Origin of the sequence: Pseudorhodobacter sp. E13, assembly GCF_003991405.1 — a bacterium.
Classification (GTDB): Bacteria; Pseudomonadota; Alphaproteobacteria; order Rhodobacterales; family Rhodobacteraceae; genus Pseudorhodobacter.
On record NZ_RPEN01000144.1, the window covers coordinates 37,779 to 52,906 of the forward strand.

At 60.8% G+C, this 15,128-nt stretch carries 13 protein-coding genes; 2 read left to right on the forward strand and 11 right to left on the reverse strand.

Annotation, left to right across the window (positions count from 1 at the left end):
* Positions 1–35 precede the first annotated feature (35 nt).
* The 9 genes from EGN72_RS03920 to EGN72_RS03960 all read right to left on the reverse strand — a co-directional run bounded on the left by EGN72_RS03920 (position 36) and on the right by EGN72_RS03960 (position 11,895).
* Complete coding sequence (locus tag EGN72_RS03920; RefSeq protein WP_127045346.1) at positions 36–1,034, reverse strand: ABC transporter ATP-binding protein; 999 nt, start codon at positions 1,032–1,034, stop codon at positions 36–38.
* Positions 1,031–2,029, reverse strand: a complete 999-nt coding sequence (locus EGN72_RS03925) for an ABC transporter ATP-binding protein (RefSeq protein WP_127045347.1) — start codon at positions 2,027–2,029, stop codon at positions 1,031–1,033. Before EGN72_RS03925 ends, EGN72_RS03920 begins: the two co-directional genes overlap by 4 nt.
* Entirely contained in the window at positions 2,026–3,213 is a 1,188-nt protein-coding gene (locus EGN72_RS03930) for an ABC transporter permease (RefSeq protein WP_127045348.1), read from the reverse strand. The genes EGN72_RS03925 and EGN72_RS03930 overlap by 4 nt, the downstream gene beginning before the upstream one ends.
* Positions 3,214–3,217: 4 nt before the next feature.
* Complete coding sequence (locus EGN72_RS03935) at positions 3,218–4,225, reverse strand: ABC transporter permease (RefSeq protein ID WP_127045349.1); 1,008 nt, start codon at positions 4,223–4,225, stop codon at positions 3,218–3,220.
* A gap of 84 nt (positions 4,226–4,309) precedes the next feature.
* Entirely contained in the window at positions 4,310–6,349 is a 2,040-nt protein-coding gene (locus EGN72_RS03940) for an ABC transporter substrate-binding protein (protein ID WP_127045350.1), read from the reverse strand.
* A gap of 241 nt (positions 6,350–6,590) precedes the next feature.
* Complete coding sequence (locus EGN72_RS03945; RefSeq protein ID WP_127045351.1) at positions 6,591–8,126, reverse strand: alkaline phosphatase family protein; 1,536 nt, start codon at positions 8,124–8,126, stop codon at positions 6,591–6,593.
* Positions 8,127–8,233: 107 nt separating this feature from the next.
* The gene (locus EGN72_RS03950) at positions 8,234–9,064 is read right to left on the reverse strand and encodes a universal stress protein (RefSeq protein WP_127045352.1); all 831 of its coding nucleotides are present in this window, start codon (positions 9,062–9,064) and stop codon (positions 8,234–8,236) included.
* 14 nt (positions 9,065–9,078) lie between these two features.
* The gene (locus EGN72_RS03955) at positions 9,079–10,569 is read right to left on the reverse strand and encodes a SulP family inorganic anion transporter (RefSeq protein ID WP_127045353.1); all 1,491 of its coding nucleotides are present in this window, start codon (positions 10,567–10,569) and stop codon (positions 9,079–9,081) included.
* A gap of 270 nt (positions 10,570–10,839) precedes the next feature.
* A complete protein-coding gene (locus EGN72_RS03960) occupies positions 10,840–11,895 on the reverse strand; it encodes an Ldh family oxidoreductase (protein ID WP_127045354.1) in 1,056 nt (351 codons plus the stop codon).
* A 134-nt stretch (positions 11,896–12,029) separates the two neighbouring features.
* Here EGN72_RS03960 and EGN72_RS03965 point away from each other — a divergent pair, with 134 nt between their 5' ends.
* The gene (locus EGN72_RS03965) at positions 12,030–12,749 is read left to right on the forward strand and encodes a GntR family transcriptional regulator (RefSeq protein WP_127045355.1); all 720 of its coding nucleotides are present in this window, start codon (positions 12,030–12,032) and stop codon (positions 12,747–12,749) included.
* Positions 12,746–13,168 (forward strand): VOC family protein, encoded by a 423-nt coding sequence (locus EGN72_RS03970; RefSeq protein ID WP_127045356.1) that lies wholly within the window; start codon positions 12,746–12,748, stop codon positions 13,166–13,168. The genes EGN72_RS03965 and EGN72_RS03970 overlap by 4 nt, the downstream gene beginning before the upstream one ends.
* Before the next feature lie 8 nt (positions 13,169–13,176).
* Here the strand turns inward: EGN72_RS03970 and purN are convergent, their stop codons facing one another.
* On the reverse strand, positions 13,177–13,770 hold the full coding sequence (gene purN, locus EGN72_RS03975) for a phosphoribosylglycinamide formyltransferase (protein ID WP_127045357.1): 594 nt from the start codon (positions 13,768–13,770) through the stop codon (positions 13,177–13,179).
* The gene (gene purM / locus EGN72_RS03980) at positions 13,767–14,810 is read right to left on the reverse strand and encodes a phosphoribosylformylglycinamidine cyclo-ligase (RefSeq protein ID WP_127045358.1); all 1,044 of its coding nucleotides are present in this window, start codon (positions 14,808–14,810) and stop codon (positions 13,767–13,769) included. The genes purN and purM overlap by 4 nt, the downstream gene beginning before the upstream one ends.
* Positions 14,811–15,128 lie beyond the last annotated feature (318 nt).

Genomic DNA, 15,128 nt, shown 5'->3' on the forward strand with positions numbered 1-15,128 from the left:
TCCAGAACGGCCTTGAACGGCGTAAGCCGCGCTGTTCAAGGCTTCTCCAACAACTCTCGCCAGCGGTGGCAGGACACGGCATGCCCATCGCCGGGGTTTTCAAGGCTGGGTTCTTCGACCCGGCAACGGTCAATCACCATCGGGCAGCGGGTGTGGAATTTGCAGCCGGGGGGCTGATTGGTGGGGGATGGAATTTCGCCCGTCAGCTTTTGCCCGCCGCGCCGATCATCCGGGTCCAGCGACGGGATCGCGGAAAACAGCGCCTTGGTATAGGGGTGGCGCGGGGCCTTGAACAGTTGGCGGGTCGGCGCGGTTTCCACCAAGCGGCCCAGATACATCACCGCCAGATGGTCGCAAGTATGGGCCACCACAGAAAGATCATGGCTGATGAACAGGAAGGTCAGCCCCATATCACGCTGAATATCTTTCAACAGGTTCAGCACATCGGCCTGAATAGACACATCCAGCGCCGCCACGGATTCGTCGGCCACAATGAAATTGGGGCGCGACACCAGCGCGCGGGCAATCGAAATGCGTTGCCGCTGCCCGCCCGAAAACGCATGCGGAAAGCGGCGCAGATGTTCCAGATTCAACCGGCATTTCGCCGCAATCTCGCGCACGCGGGCATCGGTTTCCTCACGCGTTTTGGTCAGGCCCATCACCTCCAGCGGTTCTGCGATGATGTCACGCACGGTCATGCGCGGCGACAGGGCGGCGTAAGGGTCTTGAAAGATCAGTTGCGCGCGCTTGCGGTAATCGGTCAGCGCGGGGCCGCTGAGCGTGCCGATATCAAGGTCCACCTCATCATCGGCATAGCGCGCCCAGCCCCCCGTGATCGGCACCGCCTTGAGGAACGCGCGGCCCAGCGTGGTCTTGCCCGACCCGGATTCCCCCACCAGCCCAAAGAACGACCCGCGTTCGATATCAAGGCTGACATTATCCACCGCCTTCAAAATGGATTTGTTGAAGATGCTGGAGCCGACCTTGAACCCGACCGACAGGCCCCTTGCGGAAATCAGGGGTTTATCGCTCATGTCGCTGTCTCCGTCGCGTAAAGGTGGCATGCGGCGCTATGGGTCGGGCCCACCGGGATGCTTTGCGGCAGGGCGGTTTTGCAAATATCCCCAATGACCTGCGGGCAGCGGGTGTGAAAGACACAACCCGAAGGCCGCTCTAGCGGTGAGGGGATATCACCGGCCACCGGGGTCAGCGGCGCGTCCAGATCATCAAGCTTTGGCAAGGCCGCCAGCAGCCCTTGGGTATAGGGATGCTTGGGCTGGCGGATCACGGCGCGCACGGGGCCCTGTTCGATCAACTTGCCCAGATACATCACGGCAACCTTATCGGCGGTTTGCGCGATCACGCCCAGATCATGCGTGATAAAGATGATGCCCATATGAAATTCGGCCACCAGATCCTTCATCAAATCAATCACCTGCGCCTGAATCGTCACATCCAGCGCGGTTGTGGGTTCATCCGCGATCAAAAGGCTTGGCTTGGTCGACAGGGCCATCGCGATCATCGCGCGTTGCCGCATCCCGCCCGACAGTTCGAACGCATATTGATCGAACCGCTTTGACGGGTCCGAAATGCCGACCCGGTCCAGCATCTCGATGGAGATTTCCTTGGCCCGCGCCTTTGTCATGTCATTGTGGATCTGCAACTGCTCGACCATCTGGTCACCGATGGTGATGGCCGGGGCAAAACTGGCCATAGGTTCCTGAAAGATCATGGAAATCGCGCCGCCGCGCACCACCTTCAATTCACGCGCGTTGCGCAGGGCCAGCACATTTACCGGGCCTTTTTCCGTGTGCAGGATGATCTTGCTTTCGGGGCTATAAACCGCGTTCCGGGCGTTCAGATGCATCAAGGCCTTGGCCGTCACCGATTTGCCGGAACCGGATTCCCCCACCAGCCCCATCACCTCGCCCCGATCAATCGTGAAGCTGACATCATCGACAGCGGTGATCAGCCCCTCATCGGTGCGGAACTTCAGGGTCAGGTTTTGAACGTCTATCAGCAGGCTCATTTCTTGTTATCCGAATAGGGGTCTGCGGCGTCGCGCAAGCCATCGCCCACAAAAACGAAGGCCAGAACCAGCGCGATGAAGAAGAAAACGGGGATGAAATACCATTGGTAATTCAGCAAGACATCCGCCTTGGAGACGTTCTGCATCATCGCGCCAAGGCTGTTCACCGGGTCTTTCAACCCCAGCCCGATAAAGGACAGCGCGGTTTCCGACCGCACCATATAGGGGAAAGAGATCATCAGATCGACGATGATATAGCTGGTGAAACTGGGCAGCAGATGCCGCCGGATAATATGGCTGCTGGAGGCGCCGCACAATTCCGCCGCCAGCACATATTCCTGCGTGCGTTCGGTCAGCAGATGGGTGCGGATGCGGCGCGCCAGCGTGGGCCAGCCGATCAGCCCAAGGATGATAGAGATGAAAAAGAACCGCGTTTCCGATGACCATGTGTCGGGCATGAACGCCGCCAGCGCCATAAACAGCGGGATCGAGGGCACGGTTCGGATGGCGTCTGTGATCATCTGCAAGACGCTGTCAATCCAGCCGCCGAAATAGCCCGCAACCCCGCCGATTATCAGCGCCAGCACGAAAGAGATCACCACCCCCAGCGTGCCCACCGCCAGCGATGTCCAGATCGCGTGCAATGTGCGGCTGAAGATATCCTTGCCGCTGGCATCGGTGCCGAACAGGTGAATCTTGCCCCCTTCTATCCCGAAAAGATGCAGGTTTGACCGTATCAGCGCCAGATCGACCTGTTTGCCAAAGGCGGTAAAATCCACCCCGAAAATCGCATAGTCCCAATCGCGCACAAAGAACTGCATATAAAGCCGCTTGTCGCGGTTTTCCTTCACCACCCAGCGGAAATTCGTGGCCATGGACCGCTCTCGTTCCGTTGCATAGATGAAGGGGCGCCACGAAAACCCGTTCTCATCCCACATCTTCGGCATCTGCGGTGCGCCGTTTTCATATTGGTCATTGCGGCCTGCGATTGTCGGGTCATAGGGCGACAGGAAGGGCGCAAACAGGCCCATCAAGATCATGAGGATCAAGGCCCAGGCCGCAATCATCGCGGTGCGGTTGGATTTGAAACGGGCAAAGATCAACTGGCCTTGGGAGGCGGTGAAATAGGCCTCTTTCGCCTTTTGGTCGATATCGGGTGCTGTGGCGGTTTTGCGTGTGAACATGGCCCTACCCCATCAGCCCGCGTCGGACACGCGGATCAATCAAGGCCAGCAGAATATCGGTCACGAAGTTCAGCCCGACGATGCTGGCAGTCAGAAGGAAGATGATCGCCCCGGCAAGCTGCTGATCGTTGGATCGCGCAAGGCTTTCAAACAACAGCGCCCCGGCTTCGGTCAGCGTCAGGATCAGCGCGACGATGGGCAATTCGTTGAAAATGCGGTTCAGGTCAAACCCAAGCGAGTTGATGACCGGCCCAAGGCTGTGTTTCGCCGGATAGCGCCACAAGAGCCGCCCGCCCGATACCCCCCGCGCCGAGGCGGCGGTGACGTAAAGTTTGCCAATCTCATCCAGCATCAGCGCCCGCACGGTTTGCAGCGCAAAAGCAGTGGCCGACCAACCAAGGATGAACACGGGCAACCACGCCCGGCTCAGGAAATCGCCGAATTTTGCCCAAGACCACGCGGCATCGCGGTATTCCTTGGAAAACAGCCCCGTCAGGCTGTCACCGAAAAACACGGTGGAAAACAGCATGATAATCAGCGCCAGCAGGAAGTTTGGCAGGGCAAGGCCCAGATAGCTGACAAAGCGCAAAGAGTTATTGGCAAAGGCGTTGGAGGAGGAGGCTGACAAAATCCCGATCGGCACCGCGATCGCATAAGACAGGATCAGCGCCGCCATACAAATGCCCAGCGAAATCCAAAACTTATCTGCCAAAAGCTGGTTGATATTCAGCCGCAGGATGCAGCTATCGCCAAATTCGCCATGCACGAACACATTGTAAACCCAGCCGCCCCAGCGGGTCAGAAACGGTTTGTCCAAGCCCAGCCGCACCTTCTCGGCCTCAATATCCGCAAGCGAAATTTGCGAGCCGGAGGTGTTCTTGAAGGCAAGATAGCGCTCGGCGCAGGTGCCGGGCACCAGTTCCATCAGCGTGAAAACAATGAGTGAGACAGTCAGCAAGGTGACAAGGGCCAGAAAGGCACGGGTCAGCGCGAAACGGATCATGGGGCGCATCCTGACGAAGGGCAGAATTTTGGGGAGGAGCGGCAGGCGCGAACGCCTGCCACCAGATGAAGATCAGCGGATAAGTGGCTGATCTTACTCCTCAAGATACCATTGCGCCCCACGGTAGGGGTAGGTGCGATAGTATTCATAGGATGCGGTTTTGAATTCCGGCACGTTCTTGAGCTTGTTGTTCACATAGATCGGGTCCGGGGTCAGCGCCGTGCCGATGAACAGCACGTTTTCAACCATGGACGCGACCATGCGATTGGCAATCGCCTTGAACTCATCCGACCCTGCGGGTGTGGATTGCAAGGTGTTGATATCGTCCATCAGGGTTTTGACGTAATCCGGCGGCTCTACCCCGCTGGCGCCTTTGCTATCCACCCATTCGGCCCACAGCATGCCCGAACGATGCGCGAAGTAATTTTCGAACGGCGGCACCCACAGCTCATTATTGCCAAGGATGATGCCCAAAGGCTGGCCCTTTTCCCACAAGCCGACATCAAGCTGGTTGGACGATTGCGACGAGCGGTATTCATCCGGCGTCACCTCTTTCACCGTGGATTTGATGCCGACATTGGCCCAATCCTGACTGATAAGTTCGACCACCTGCCCCGCGATGCCCTGGGTTGCGAATTGCATGTTGATGACCAGCGGCTCACCATTCGGCAATTCGCGGAAGCCATCGCCATCCACATCTTTCAGGCCCAACTCGTCCAGCACCGCTTTGGCACCGTCCGCGTTATACTCCATCGCATAGGTTTTCCATTTCGGATCAATATATTCCGGCAGCGGCGAGAAGCCGGTATATTGCTGCAAAGTGCCTTGCCCGAAATAGGCGGTTTCGTTCAGCGCATCGCGGTTGATCGCCTCGGACATTGCTTTGCGGAACTTCACATCGCCGAACACGGCGCGCTTGGCCTCATCCGGGTGGGTGACGTTGAAGGAAATCGTCTGCATCGCGATTTTCGGCTTGAGCTGGATGGTGTAGCCACCCTTCTCCTGATTTTCCAACAGCAAAGGCGCGTCCGAAAGCTGGAGGCTTTGGGTCTTGTAATCCACCTCGCCGTTGACAAGCTTCAGCAAGCGGACCTCTTGGTCATTGGCAAAAAGCTCATCCATTTCATTGATATAGGGCAATTGCTGGCCCGTCGTGTCCACCATATGGAAATAGGGGTTGGCCACGAAATGCCGCCCCTCGGTGGTTTCGCGCACAACGATATGGCTTTCCAGCGTGGGGGCCGCATCGGCGGGCAGTTTGGCCAACAGATCCGGGCTGTTGAGCATGGGCGTCGCGGTGTCCATCCAGTCCGAGTTGCCGTAATAGGCGCGGATCGCGGCATAGCCGTTTTCAAAGCCCATCTCCTGCGCCAGCTTGTCGGCATCGGGGTTCACATCGGGGTGGAACTGGCCAAGGAAGTGCTTGGGCTGGAAGGCCTGTGCGAAATGGGTCGCGAAATGCGCCAGCAGGCCGGGTTTCGGTGCGGGCAAGTTGAACACGACCGTCACGTCATCGGGTGTGTCCACCGTCATCCGCTCGCCGCCCACGGTCACATAATCCTTGGGCTTTTCGTTGATATTCGGGTCCAGCGCCAGGTTGTCATACCAGAACTTCACATCGGCGGAGGTGAAGGGCTGACCATCAGACCATTTATGGCCCTTGCGCAGCGTAAAGGTAAGTTGTGTGTAGTCATCGTTCCACACCCAGGATTTCGCGATATTCGGGACGATGGTTTCAAGATCGTCGGCATAGCGCACAAGGTTCACATGGCGGATCGACATAAAATCCGATGTCCCCGCCTCTGTCGCGTTGGACAGCGCATCCAGCGTGCCGCCATATTTCCCGACCGAGGCATAGGGCACCACGACCAGCGGTTCCTCTGGCAGACGTTCGGCCAGTGGCGGCAGCGCCGGGTTGCCCCGGATCTGGCCATTGAACCCTTCGATGCCGGGGTTGGCGGTCATTTCCATGCTGCAAGAGGCGGCTGCCTGATAATCGGCAAGGTCAAACTGGCCCGGATAGGCCCCTGCCGCAACGCCGCCCATATCGGCCATGGTGATGGCGGGGCAATTGGCGAATGCGGCGATTGGCAGAACAAGCAGCGCAGCGCTGCTAAGAAGTAATTTCTTCATGATCTCTCCTGTCGTTGTCGAAAATGGAAGTTTCTTCCTTTTATTGGCGTATCCGCCTTATGTGACAAAAAGGCTACGAAGCGGGTCCTTTTTGGTATATGTCCAGAACCTCCTTCCGATTAAGACCAGATGGGTGGCGCAGGTCTGCAAGCAGCGCAGGGGCGCACGACAAGGCCCAAGTATGGGCCTTTGATGTTTTTTGCGTCAAGCGTGCTGTAGGGCAAAAAAACTGATGGATAGATCAATTTGGCTGTCGCGGGGCATGCGCGACCCCGGTTTCGGTGATCATCACCCGGTTAAACAGCCCGCCCGCGTGGCGCATACGGTGGTCGAGCATGGCACGCGTCATTTCCAGCAAAATCGGCTGGGCGGCAGGCTCTGCTGCAATATTGTGCAACTCTCCTGCCTCTGCGTGATCGAACAGCAAGGGCGGAAGCCCCGCGTTGAAATGCACAAGGCTATAGCGCGGGCCGCGCAGCACGGCGAAATTGGCAAGCTCCGGCGTCAGGCCCAGCGCGGCCTGTGCTTTGGTCGGTGAAATCGGATCGCCGAAATCCAGTTCGGAATAGCTGTGGCTGCGCCAATGGGTCGGCGTCTGCCCGCGCAAAAACGGCATCAGGCTGCGCCCATCCATCACATCGGGCGCGGTTTGGCCCAGCCAGTCCAGCAAGCTGGGCGCGATGTCGATGGATTCCGTGGGCGCGGTGATCTGCTGGCCATGCGCGGCAGGGCTGCGCGGGTCACGGATGATCAGCGGCGTATGATAGGCGGCATCATAGAAGGTCTGTTTGCCCCAAGCGTGATGATCGCCCAGCATCTCGCCATGATCCGCTGTCACGATCAGCAGCGTGTCATCATAAACGCCAGAGGCTTTCAGCGCCGCAATCACCCGCCCGATATGGTGATCCACCTCGGCGGCCAGCCCCAGATACACCGCGCGCAGGGTTGCGATGGCTTCGGCCGATGGCGCCAGATCCGGGAAGCCTTCGACCACAGTGGCAATCGCCCCGCGCCTTGTGCTGGCCGCAAGGAACGGATGGCGCGCCTGTTCGGCCGCCAGATCGCCTGCGGTCACAGGGGCCGGAATATCGGCGGGGTTCACCAACTGGTTATAGGGCGCAGGGGCCACCAGCGGCGGATGCGGGCGAATATAGGTCAGATGCGCAAACCAGCCCTGTGGCCGCCCCCGCAACCCGCGCAGGAACTGATCGGTCAGAAAGGCGGTATCACTATCCTCGGCGCGATACAGCGCGGGCGCGTTCAACGCAGGCCCGTTGGGGCGGAAAATCGCGGGGTATGGCGGCACGTCATACCCCTTTTCCAGCAGGTCTGCGCGCCATGGCAGGCTTGCCTCCAGACGCATTTCCACCGCTTCGTGAAAGCCCGGCATCACCTCCTCATAGCTGGTCAGCGCCGGGTCATTGGGGTGGCGGCCACGCGGGTCTTGGGCAGAATCGGTATAGCCATAAAGCAGCGGCACATAGCCCATCTTGCGCACCTCTGTCGCGATATTGGGCGTGTCTTGCGGCAAAGGCGTGCCATTGCGCACCGCCCGGTGGTTCATCGCATATTGCCCCGTCAGGATCGACGCGCGCGACGGCCCGCAAGGGTTCACCACCGAATAATGCCGCATGAAGCTGACCGCCTCACCCATCAAGGCCCGCAGGTTCGGCAAAGGTGTTACATCGGCCAGCGCCCCGGTAAGGCAATCGGCCCGCAACTGGTCGATGACGATGAACAAGACATTCGGCTTGGTGGCAGGGTTCGCGGCGGGCATTGCAAGGCCTTTCCGGCTGGCGCAGAGATTGCGCCCAGCAAACCGCCGACCTGCCCCGCGATCAAGCCCCAATCAACGCCTAGCCGCGCAAAGCCGGGCAGCGGCCCTTAGCGCACCAACATCACCGGCACTTTGCAAGATCGCACCATTTCCGTGGTGGTTGACCCGATGATCAGGCTGCGGATGCGGCTATGCCCATAGGCACCCATCACCAGCATCTGAAAGCCCTCTGCCTCCACCAGTTTGCCCAGCGCGGTTTCCGGCTGGCCTGCGACGTGCCGGATATCTGCCGCCAGCCCTGCCGCGCGCAGCCGTGCCTGTGCCTGCGCCAGACCTGCGGCAATCGCCGGGCCGTCGCCCACGCTGACCACGGTGATCGCCAAACCCTGATACAACGGACTGTGCGCGATATGATCCAGCGCGCGAATGGCCGAGGGGCCACCATCATAGGCAACCAGCACCCGCTTTACCGGCACGAAAGCCCGCGCCGCCACCAGCACCGGTGTTTTCGCCGCCCGCACGATACGTTCAAGGTTGGACCCCAGATGCCCCTTGGCAAAATCCGCCGCCTCACCGCGCTTTCCCACGACAATCAGGTCGAAATCCGTGCCCATCTCCTCCAGCAAATCACCATGCCGCAAACGGGTAGTGGCAACAGCCCCCGCCTCCGTCAGAACGGCTTTCGCATCCTCCAGAATGGCGCGGCCACGATGCATGACCAGCTTGGCCCGTTGTGCATCCAGATCGGCCAACTCCTCCAGCAACGCGGTGCGCGCGCCCAGCCGGATCGCGCCCGACAGGTCTTGCGCCCCCCCTTCCCGGCGGCCAAGCACATGCAACGCCTCTACCCCCGCCCCCAGCCGCGCACCGGCCCAACCGGCCAGTTCACAGACCGAATGCGCATAAAGAGAGCCATCCACCAAAGCGATAATCTTCATGTCTCTGCCCTCTCTCAATGTGCCAGCATCTTATCAAGCGCGCCGGGTTTGTCATGCAGCGCCAACTCGTCCACGATGGTTTCCGATGCCGCGTTCATGCCGACAATCTGCACCTCGGCCCCGTCACGGCGGAATTTCAGCACCGCCATATCCAAGGCCGCCACCGACGAAATATCCCAGATATGCGCCTCGGACACGTCAATGATAACCCGGTCCAGCACTTCGCGGAAATCAAAGGCTTTCATGAAATCCTCCACGCTTGCAAAGAACAACTGGCCCTCCACGCGGTAGGTCCGCTCTGCCCCATCTGCCGACAGGCTGGAGGTGACACGGAACAGTTGCGCGATTTTTCCGGCAAAGAAGATGCCAGACAGCAGCACCCCGATGCCCACGCCAATCGCAAGGTTATGGGTGTAGATCACCGCCGCCACCGTGGCCAGCATCACCACCGAACTGGATTTCGGATGCGTCCGCAGCGCAAGGATCGACGACCATGAAAACGTGCCGATACTGACCATGATCATGATCGCAACCAAAGCCGCCATCGGAATCCGGCTGACCCAATCGCCAAGCCCCACCACGAACACCAACAGCATCACACCTGCCACAAAGGTCGAAAGCCGCCCGCGCCCGCCGGATTTGACGTTGATGATCGACTGCCCGATCATCGCACAACCCGCCATGCCACCGATGAACCCGGTGGCGGTATTGGCCAGCCCCTGCCCGATACATTCCTGATTTCGGTCAGACGTGGTGTCGGTCAGGTCATCCACGATATTCTGGGTCATCAGGCTTTCCAGCAACCCCACCACAGCCACGGCAAGCGAATAGGGAAAGATGATCTGCAAGGTTTCCCATGTCAGCGGAATCTGCGGGATCAGAAACACCGGCAATGTGTCAGGCAACGCGCCCATATCCCCCACCGTGCGCACATCCCAGCCAAAGGCCAGCGTCAGCGCGGTCAACACGATGATCGTCACCAAAGGCGATGGCACGGCCTTGGTCACATACGGAAACAGATAGATAATCCCCAACCCCGCCGCGACCAAAGCATAGGTCAACCATGTCACCTTGGACGGGTCCAGTTCCGGCACCTGCGCCAGAAAGATCAGGATCGCCAGCGCATTCACAAAACCCGTCATCACCGATTTTGATACAAAGCGCATCACGCGGCCCAGTTTCAGCAACCCGGCCCCGATCTGCAACACCCCCGCCAACACGGTCGCCGCCAGCAAATATTGCAACCCATGGTCTTTGACCAAGGTCACCATCAACACCGCCGTCGCCGCCGTCGCCGCCGAAATCATCCCCGGCCGTCCGCCCGTAATCGCACAGATCACCGCAATCGAGAAACTGGCATAAAGCCCGACCTTCGGGTCCACCCCGGCAATGATCGAAAACGCAATCGCCTCAGGGATCAGCGCCAAAGCCACAACCAACCCCGACAAAAGATCAGCGCGAATATTGCCAAACCACTGCTGGCGATAAAGATGCATAGAAATCATGGTGCCCGCTTCCTCAATGGCCCAGCGCAGGGGCCAGCCCGTCCAAACAAGCGCCAACCCCTATAGAACCCGCCCCAAAATGCCAACCCTAGCGGCGTCATTCCCCCCAAAACACCGCTCCCCCTTTCATCTATTCACAAATATCCCGGGGGGTCCGGGGGGCTGGCCCCCCGGCGTTTGGTTCGGTCCGGGGGTTTGGCCTCCCGGCGTTTGGTTCGGTCCGGGGGCTGGCTCCCCGGCTTTCGGATCAGCCCGACCTCGGGCGGGCTTTCACCACGGCAAGCCCACCCCAAACCGCGCGGACAAACCTTCAAACGCAGCCACCGTCAACGGGTCCAAGGGCACGCCCATGGCCCTGCGCTCTGCGGCCTCGGCCCATTCGCGGTCGCCGGGGGCCAGAACGCGCGCGCCCTCGCGCGGTTTTGAGCCGCGCAATTGCGCCAGATAGCGCTGCATCGTGGCCCGCAGGATCGGCCCACCGATAAACCCCTCCGGGTCCATCACCATCACAAAGGCCCCCATCACGCGCGGGGTGGAATGATCCTCGCCGCCCATGAAAGGGATTTCCGGGCTAAGCCGCATCCCCGTCAGCGCTGCCGAAAAAATCTCGGCCACCCCGCCAAGGGCAGCCCCTTTGAAGCCAAATCCCGTGCCGCCCACCGGGGCCAGCATCGCCACCTGATGCGGGTCCAGAACCTCTGCCCCCGCCGCATCCGAGGCGGTATCAGGTGGCAATTCCACCCCCAGCGATTGATAAAGTTCCACGCGATTGAAGGGCACCGACGACGTTGCCATATCCAACAGCCACGGGTTTGCCTCGCCCGTGGGCACGCCCACCGCAATCGGATTGGTGCCGTGAAACCGCTCTGCCCCGTCATGCAAGCGCACAAAGCTGTCCGAATTGGCCACCACCAGCGCCACATAGCCCCGCTCTGCCGCAGCATAGGCATAGGCCCCCGCCGGGCCGAAATGGCTGGAATTCTGAATGCCCACCGCCGCAATCCCTTGCGTGGCCGCCATCCCTATCGCCAGTTCCAGCGCGTGATAGGTCGCCCGCGCGCCTTGGGCATGGCCTGCGTCCAACAGGCCAGACCCCGGTTTTACTTGCGTAAACCGCAATTGCGGGGCCTTTGCCACCTCGCCACCTTCCAGCACACGGGCGTAATAGGGCAACAACCGCACACCATGGCTATCAACCCCATGCAGCGATCCGTGCATCATCGACCGCGTGGCATCCCGCGCGGTTTCCGCATCCGCCCCCACCGCCCGAAACACTGCCTCACAAAAGCCGCCCAGCGCCGCCACCTCTGCCCGCCTTGTTTGCATGCTTGCCCCCTTTCGCCCTTCCACGCCGCTGACTAGGCCCGCCCCCTTGCGCGCTGTCAAGCAAAGCCAAGCCATCTTTCCAGCGCGGCGTTTTCCTGCAAAAAGGAAAGGCACAGCCTGCAACCGGATGCCCCATGCCCCTGCCCGCCGCCTTTCACCTTGACCTTGCGCCCGACCGCAATGCCCAGCAACAAGCCTCTGGCGCATTGCGCAACGCCATCCTGACCGGGCAACTGCCCCCTGGCACACGGCTTTCGGAACAAGAGATCGCCGATAGCATCGGCCTGTCACGCCAACCCGTGCGCGAGGCCTTCTTGCGGCTGGCAGGCGAAGGCTTGCTGGAAATCCGGCCCCAGCGCGGCACTTTCGTGTCCAAGATCACCGTCGAAGAGGTGCTTGCCGTCCGTTTCGTGCGCGAGGCGGTGGAGGCTGATCTGATCCGCATCGCCTGCACCCAACCCGACCCGGCGGCCATTGCCCAGTTGCGCGCGCTCTTGGACCTTCAGGCAAAGGCTGCCTCCCCCGCCGCCTTCATGCCGCTGGATGAGGCGTTCCACCGCCAGATCGCCGAGCTGGCAGGCCGCGCCCGTGCCTGGGACCATTTGCAAAAGCTGAAATCGCAGATGGACCGCGTGCGCTTCTTGCAGCTTCAGGAGTTCTCCATCCCCACGCTGATCGCCCAGCACAGCGCCATGGTTGACGCCATCGAGGCGCGCGCGCCCGACCGGGCCGAAGCCGAAATCCGCAAGCACCTGCGCCTGATTGAGGCCGATCTGGCCCAGATCGAAGCGGAATACCCCGATTATTTCACCCAAAGCCCCAACCACGACACGGCCAAAGGCCGCGCGGAATGATTGGCTATGTGACCTTTGGCGCCGATGACATTGCCGCCGCAGAACGGTTTTACGCCGCTTTTCTGCCCGCACTCGGCTATGTTCTGACCGTGTCAGACGAGGGGCTAAGCTGCACCCTGCCGCAAGCAGAAGGCACCAGCTTCGCCCCCCCTGATCTTTACATCAAAGCCCCCTTCAACGGCGGGCCCGCCTCGGTCGGCAATGGCACGATGCTGGCGTTTGAGGTGGCAACTCAGGCGATGGTGCGCAATCTGCACGCCGCCGCCTTGGCCGCAGGTGGGCAGGACGAAGGCGCGCCGGGGTTTCGCAGCGCCTACAGCCCGCAGTTCTATGTCGGCTATCTGCGCGACCCGCAAGGCAACAAACTCGCGCTCTATTGCAGCAACCGGGATGAGCCTGCGCGCCCCCCTGCCAGCTAGACCCTTGTTCAGGACCGCAATTCCAGCAACCCACGGTCCCCCGCGCCAAAGCGGCGCAAAACGGCGGGGTATAGCCTGTGTTCCTGCACCAAAACCCGTGCCGCCAGATCGTCTGGCGTGTCGCCCGGCACAACAGGCACCACCGCGCGGCCCAGCAGCGGGCCTGCATCCAGCACCGCTGTCACCTCATGCACCGAACAGCCGGCCTCTGTATCACCAGCGGCAAGCGCGCGGGCATGGGTGTGCAATCCGGGGTATTTCGGCAAAAGACTGGGGTGAATGTTCAGCATCCGCCCTTCAAACCGCGCCACGAAATCCGGGGTCAGCACCCGCATGAACCCCGCAAGGCACAGGATATCCGGCTTCGCCGCCAAAATCGGGTCCAGCAGCGCCGCCTCAAACGCCGCGCGATCGCGGCCATAGGGGCGGTGATCCACCGCTGCGGTGGCAATTCCCATTTCAGCGGCGCGCGTCAGCCCGCTTGCTTCCGGGTCGTTAGAGGCCACCAGAACAGGGCGGCAAGGGTGATCCCCCACCATATCCCGGCACAGGGCCACCATATTGGAACCACCCCCCGAAATCAGGATGGCAACGCGTTTCACAGCAATTTGCCTTTGTAGATCACGCCTTCCCCCGGCACGACGCGGCCCATGGTGACAACCGTTTCCCCCGCCGCCCGCAGCGTTTCGGCCAAAGCCTCGGCCCGGTCCGCGCTGACCACCAGCATCATGCCGATGCCGCAGTTAAAGGTTTTCAGCAGTTCCGGCTGGCTCATCCCTGCGGTTTCGGCCAACCAGCGGAACACCGGCGGCAAATTCCAGGACGACAGGTCAATCTCACAGGCCAAACCTTCGGGGATCACGCGCGGCGGGTTTTCGGTCAACCCGCCCCCGGTGATATGGGCCAGCGCATGCACGCCGCCGGCGCGCACCGCTTCCAGCGCCTGTTTGACATAAAGCCGGGTGGGGGCCAGCAGCGCCGCCCCCAAAGAGCCTTCAGCAAAGGGGCAATCGGCATCCCAGCCAAGGCCGGACAGTTCCACCACCTTGCGCACAAAGGAATACCCGTTGGAATGCACCCCGTTAGAGGCCAACCCCAACAGCACGTCCCCTTCCACCACGCCTTCGGGCAAAGCGCAGCCGCGTTCCATCGCGCCCACGGCAAAACCCGCAAGGTCAAAATCGCCCTTGTGATACATGCCGGGCATTTCCGCCGTCTCACCGCCGATCAGGGCGCAGCCAGAGGCCTCACAACCCGCCGCAATGCCGTTGATGATGCGCGTGGCCTGATCCAGCTCCAGCTTGCCAGTTGCGAAATAATCGAGGAAGAACAAAGGCTCCGCCCCTTGGCAGACCAGATCATTGACACACATCGCCACCAGATCGACGCCGATTGTATCGACATTGCCGGTATCAATCGCGATGCGCAGCTTGGTGCCCACACCGTCAGTTGCCGCCACCAGCACAGGGTCGGAATAGCCTGCCGCCTTCAGATCGAACAGCGCGCCAAAGCCACCCAAGCCCGACATGGTGCCGGGCCGATTGGTCCGCTTGGCTGCGGGTTTGATCCGCTCTACCAGCGCATTGCCCGCATCAATATCCACACCTGCATCGGCATAGGTCAGCCCGTTTTTACCCGTCATATCCGCCCCCGGCGTTGTCTGGGGCCAAGCTGCCCCAAGGATTCCCGCCCCAGATAAACGATTGCAGCGCGCGGCACAACAAAGCGAAAGGACCAGAAAAGCAAAAGGGCCAGCCCAAGGCTGACCCATTTTCTTCGCCGGGATTGCGGGGTGGCCCCAGGCAGGGCCACCCCGAAGCGGCCCTTATTGGGCGATGATCTTCTGCAGGGTCGCAGGCAGGTCGACGCCTGCATTGTCTTGCCCACCGGCCAAAGCGCCTTCGATCTGCGCGGCTTGGCTGACGGTCAGGTTGTCGAACGATGCGCCGGGCAGGATGCG

Bases quoted from the DNA above. Each gene is read 5' to 3' on its own strand.
- EGN72_RS03925 (WP_127045347.1), bottom strand. From the start codon at position 2,029: ATGAGCCTGCTGATAGACGTTCAAAACCTGACCCTGAAGTTCCGCACC.
- EGN72_RS03960 (WP_127045354.1), bottom strand. From the start codon at position 11,895: ATGCAAACAAGGCGGGCAGAGGTGGCGGCGCTGGGCGGCTTTTGTGAG.
- EGN72_RS03935 (WP_127045349.1), bottom strand. From the start codon at position 4,225: ATGCGCCCCATGATCCGTTTCGCGCTGACCCGTGCCTTTCTGGCCCTT.
- EGN72_RS03920 (WP_127045346.1), bottom strand. From the start codon at position 1,034: ATGAGCGATAAACCCCTGATTTCCGCAAGGGGCCTGTCGGTCGGGTTC.
- EGN72_RS03950 (WP_127045352.1), bottom strand. From the start codon at position 9,064: ATGAAGATTATCGCTTTGGTGGATGGCTCTCTTTATGCGCATTCGGTC.
- EGN72_RS03945 (WP_127045351.1), bottom strand. From the start codon at position 8,126: ATGCCCGCCGCGAACCCTGCCACCAAGCCGAATGTCTTGTTCATCGTC.
- EGN72_RS03965 (WP_127045355.1), top strand. From the start codon at position 12,030: ATGCCCCTGCCCGCCGCCTTTCACCTTGACCTTGCGCCCGACCGCAAT.
- EGN72_RS03930 (WP_127045348.1), bottom strand. From the start codon at position 3,213: ATGTTCACACGCAAAACCGCCACAGCACCCGATATCGACCAAAAGGCG.
- EGN72_RS03940 (WP_127045350.1), bottom strand. From the start codon at position 6,349: ATGAAGAAATTACTTCTTAGCAGCGCTGCGCTGCTTGTTCTGCCAATC.
- EGN72_RS03955 (WP_127045353.1), bottom strand. From the start codon at position 10,569: ATGATTTCTATGCATCTTTATCGCCAGCAGTGGTTTGGCAATATTCGC.
- EGN72_RS03970 (WP_127045356.1), top strand. From the start codon at position 12,746: ATGATTGGCTATGTGACCTTTGGCGCCGATGACATTGCCGCCGCAGAA.
- purM (WP_127045358.1), bottom strand. From the start codon at position 14,810: ATGACGGGTAAAAACGGGCTGACCTATGCCGATGCAGGTGTGGATATT.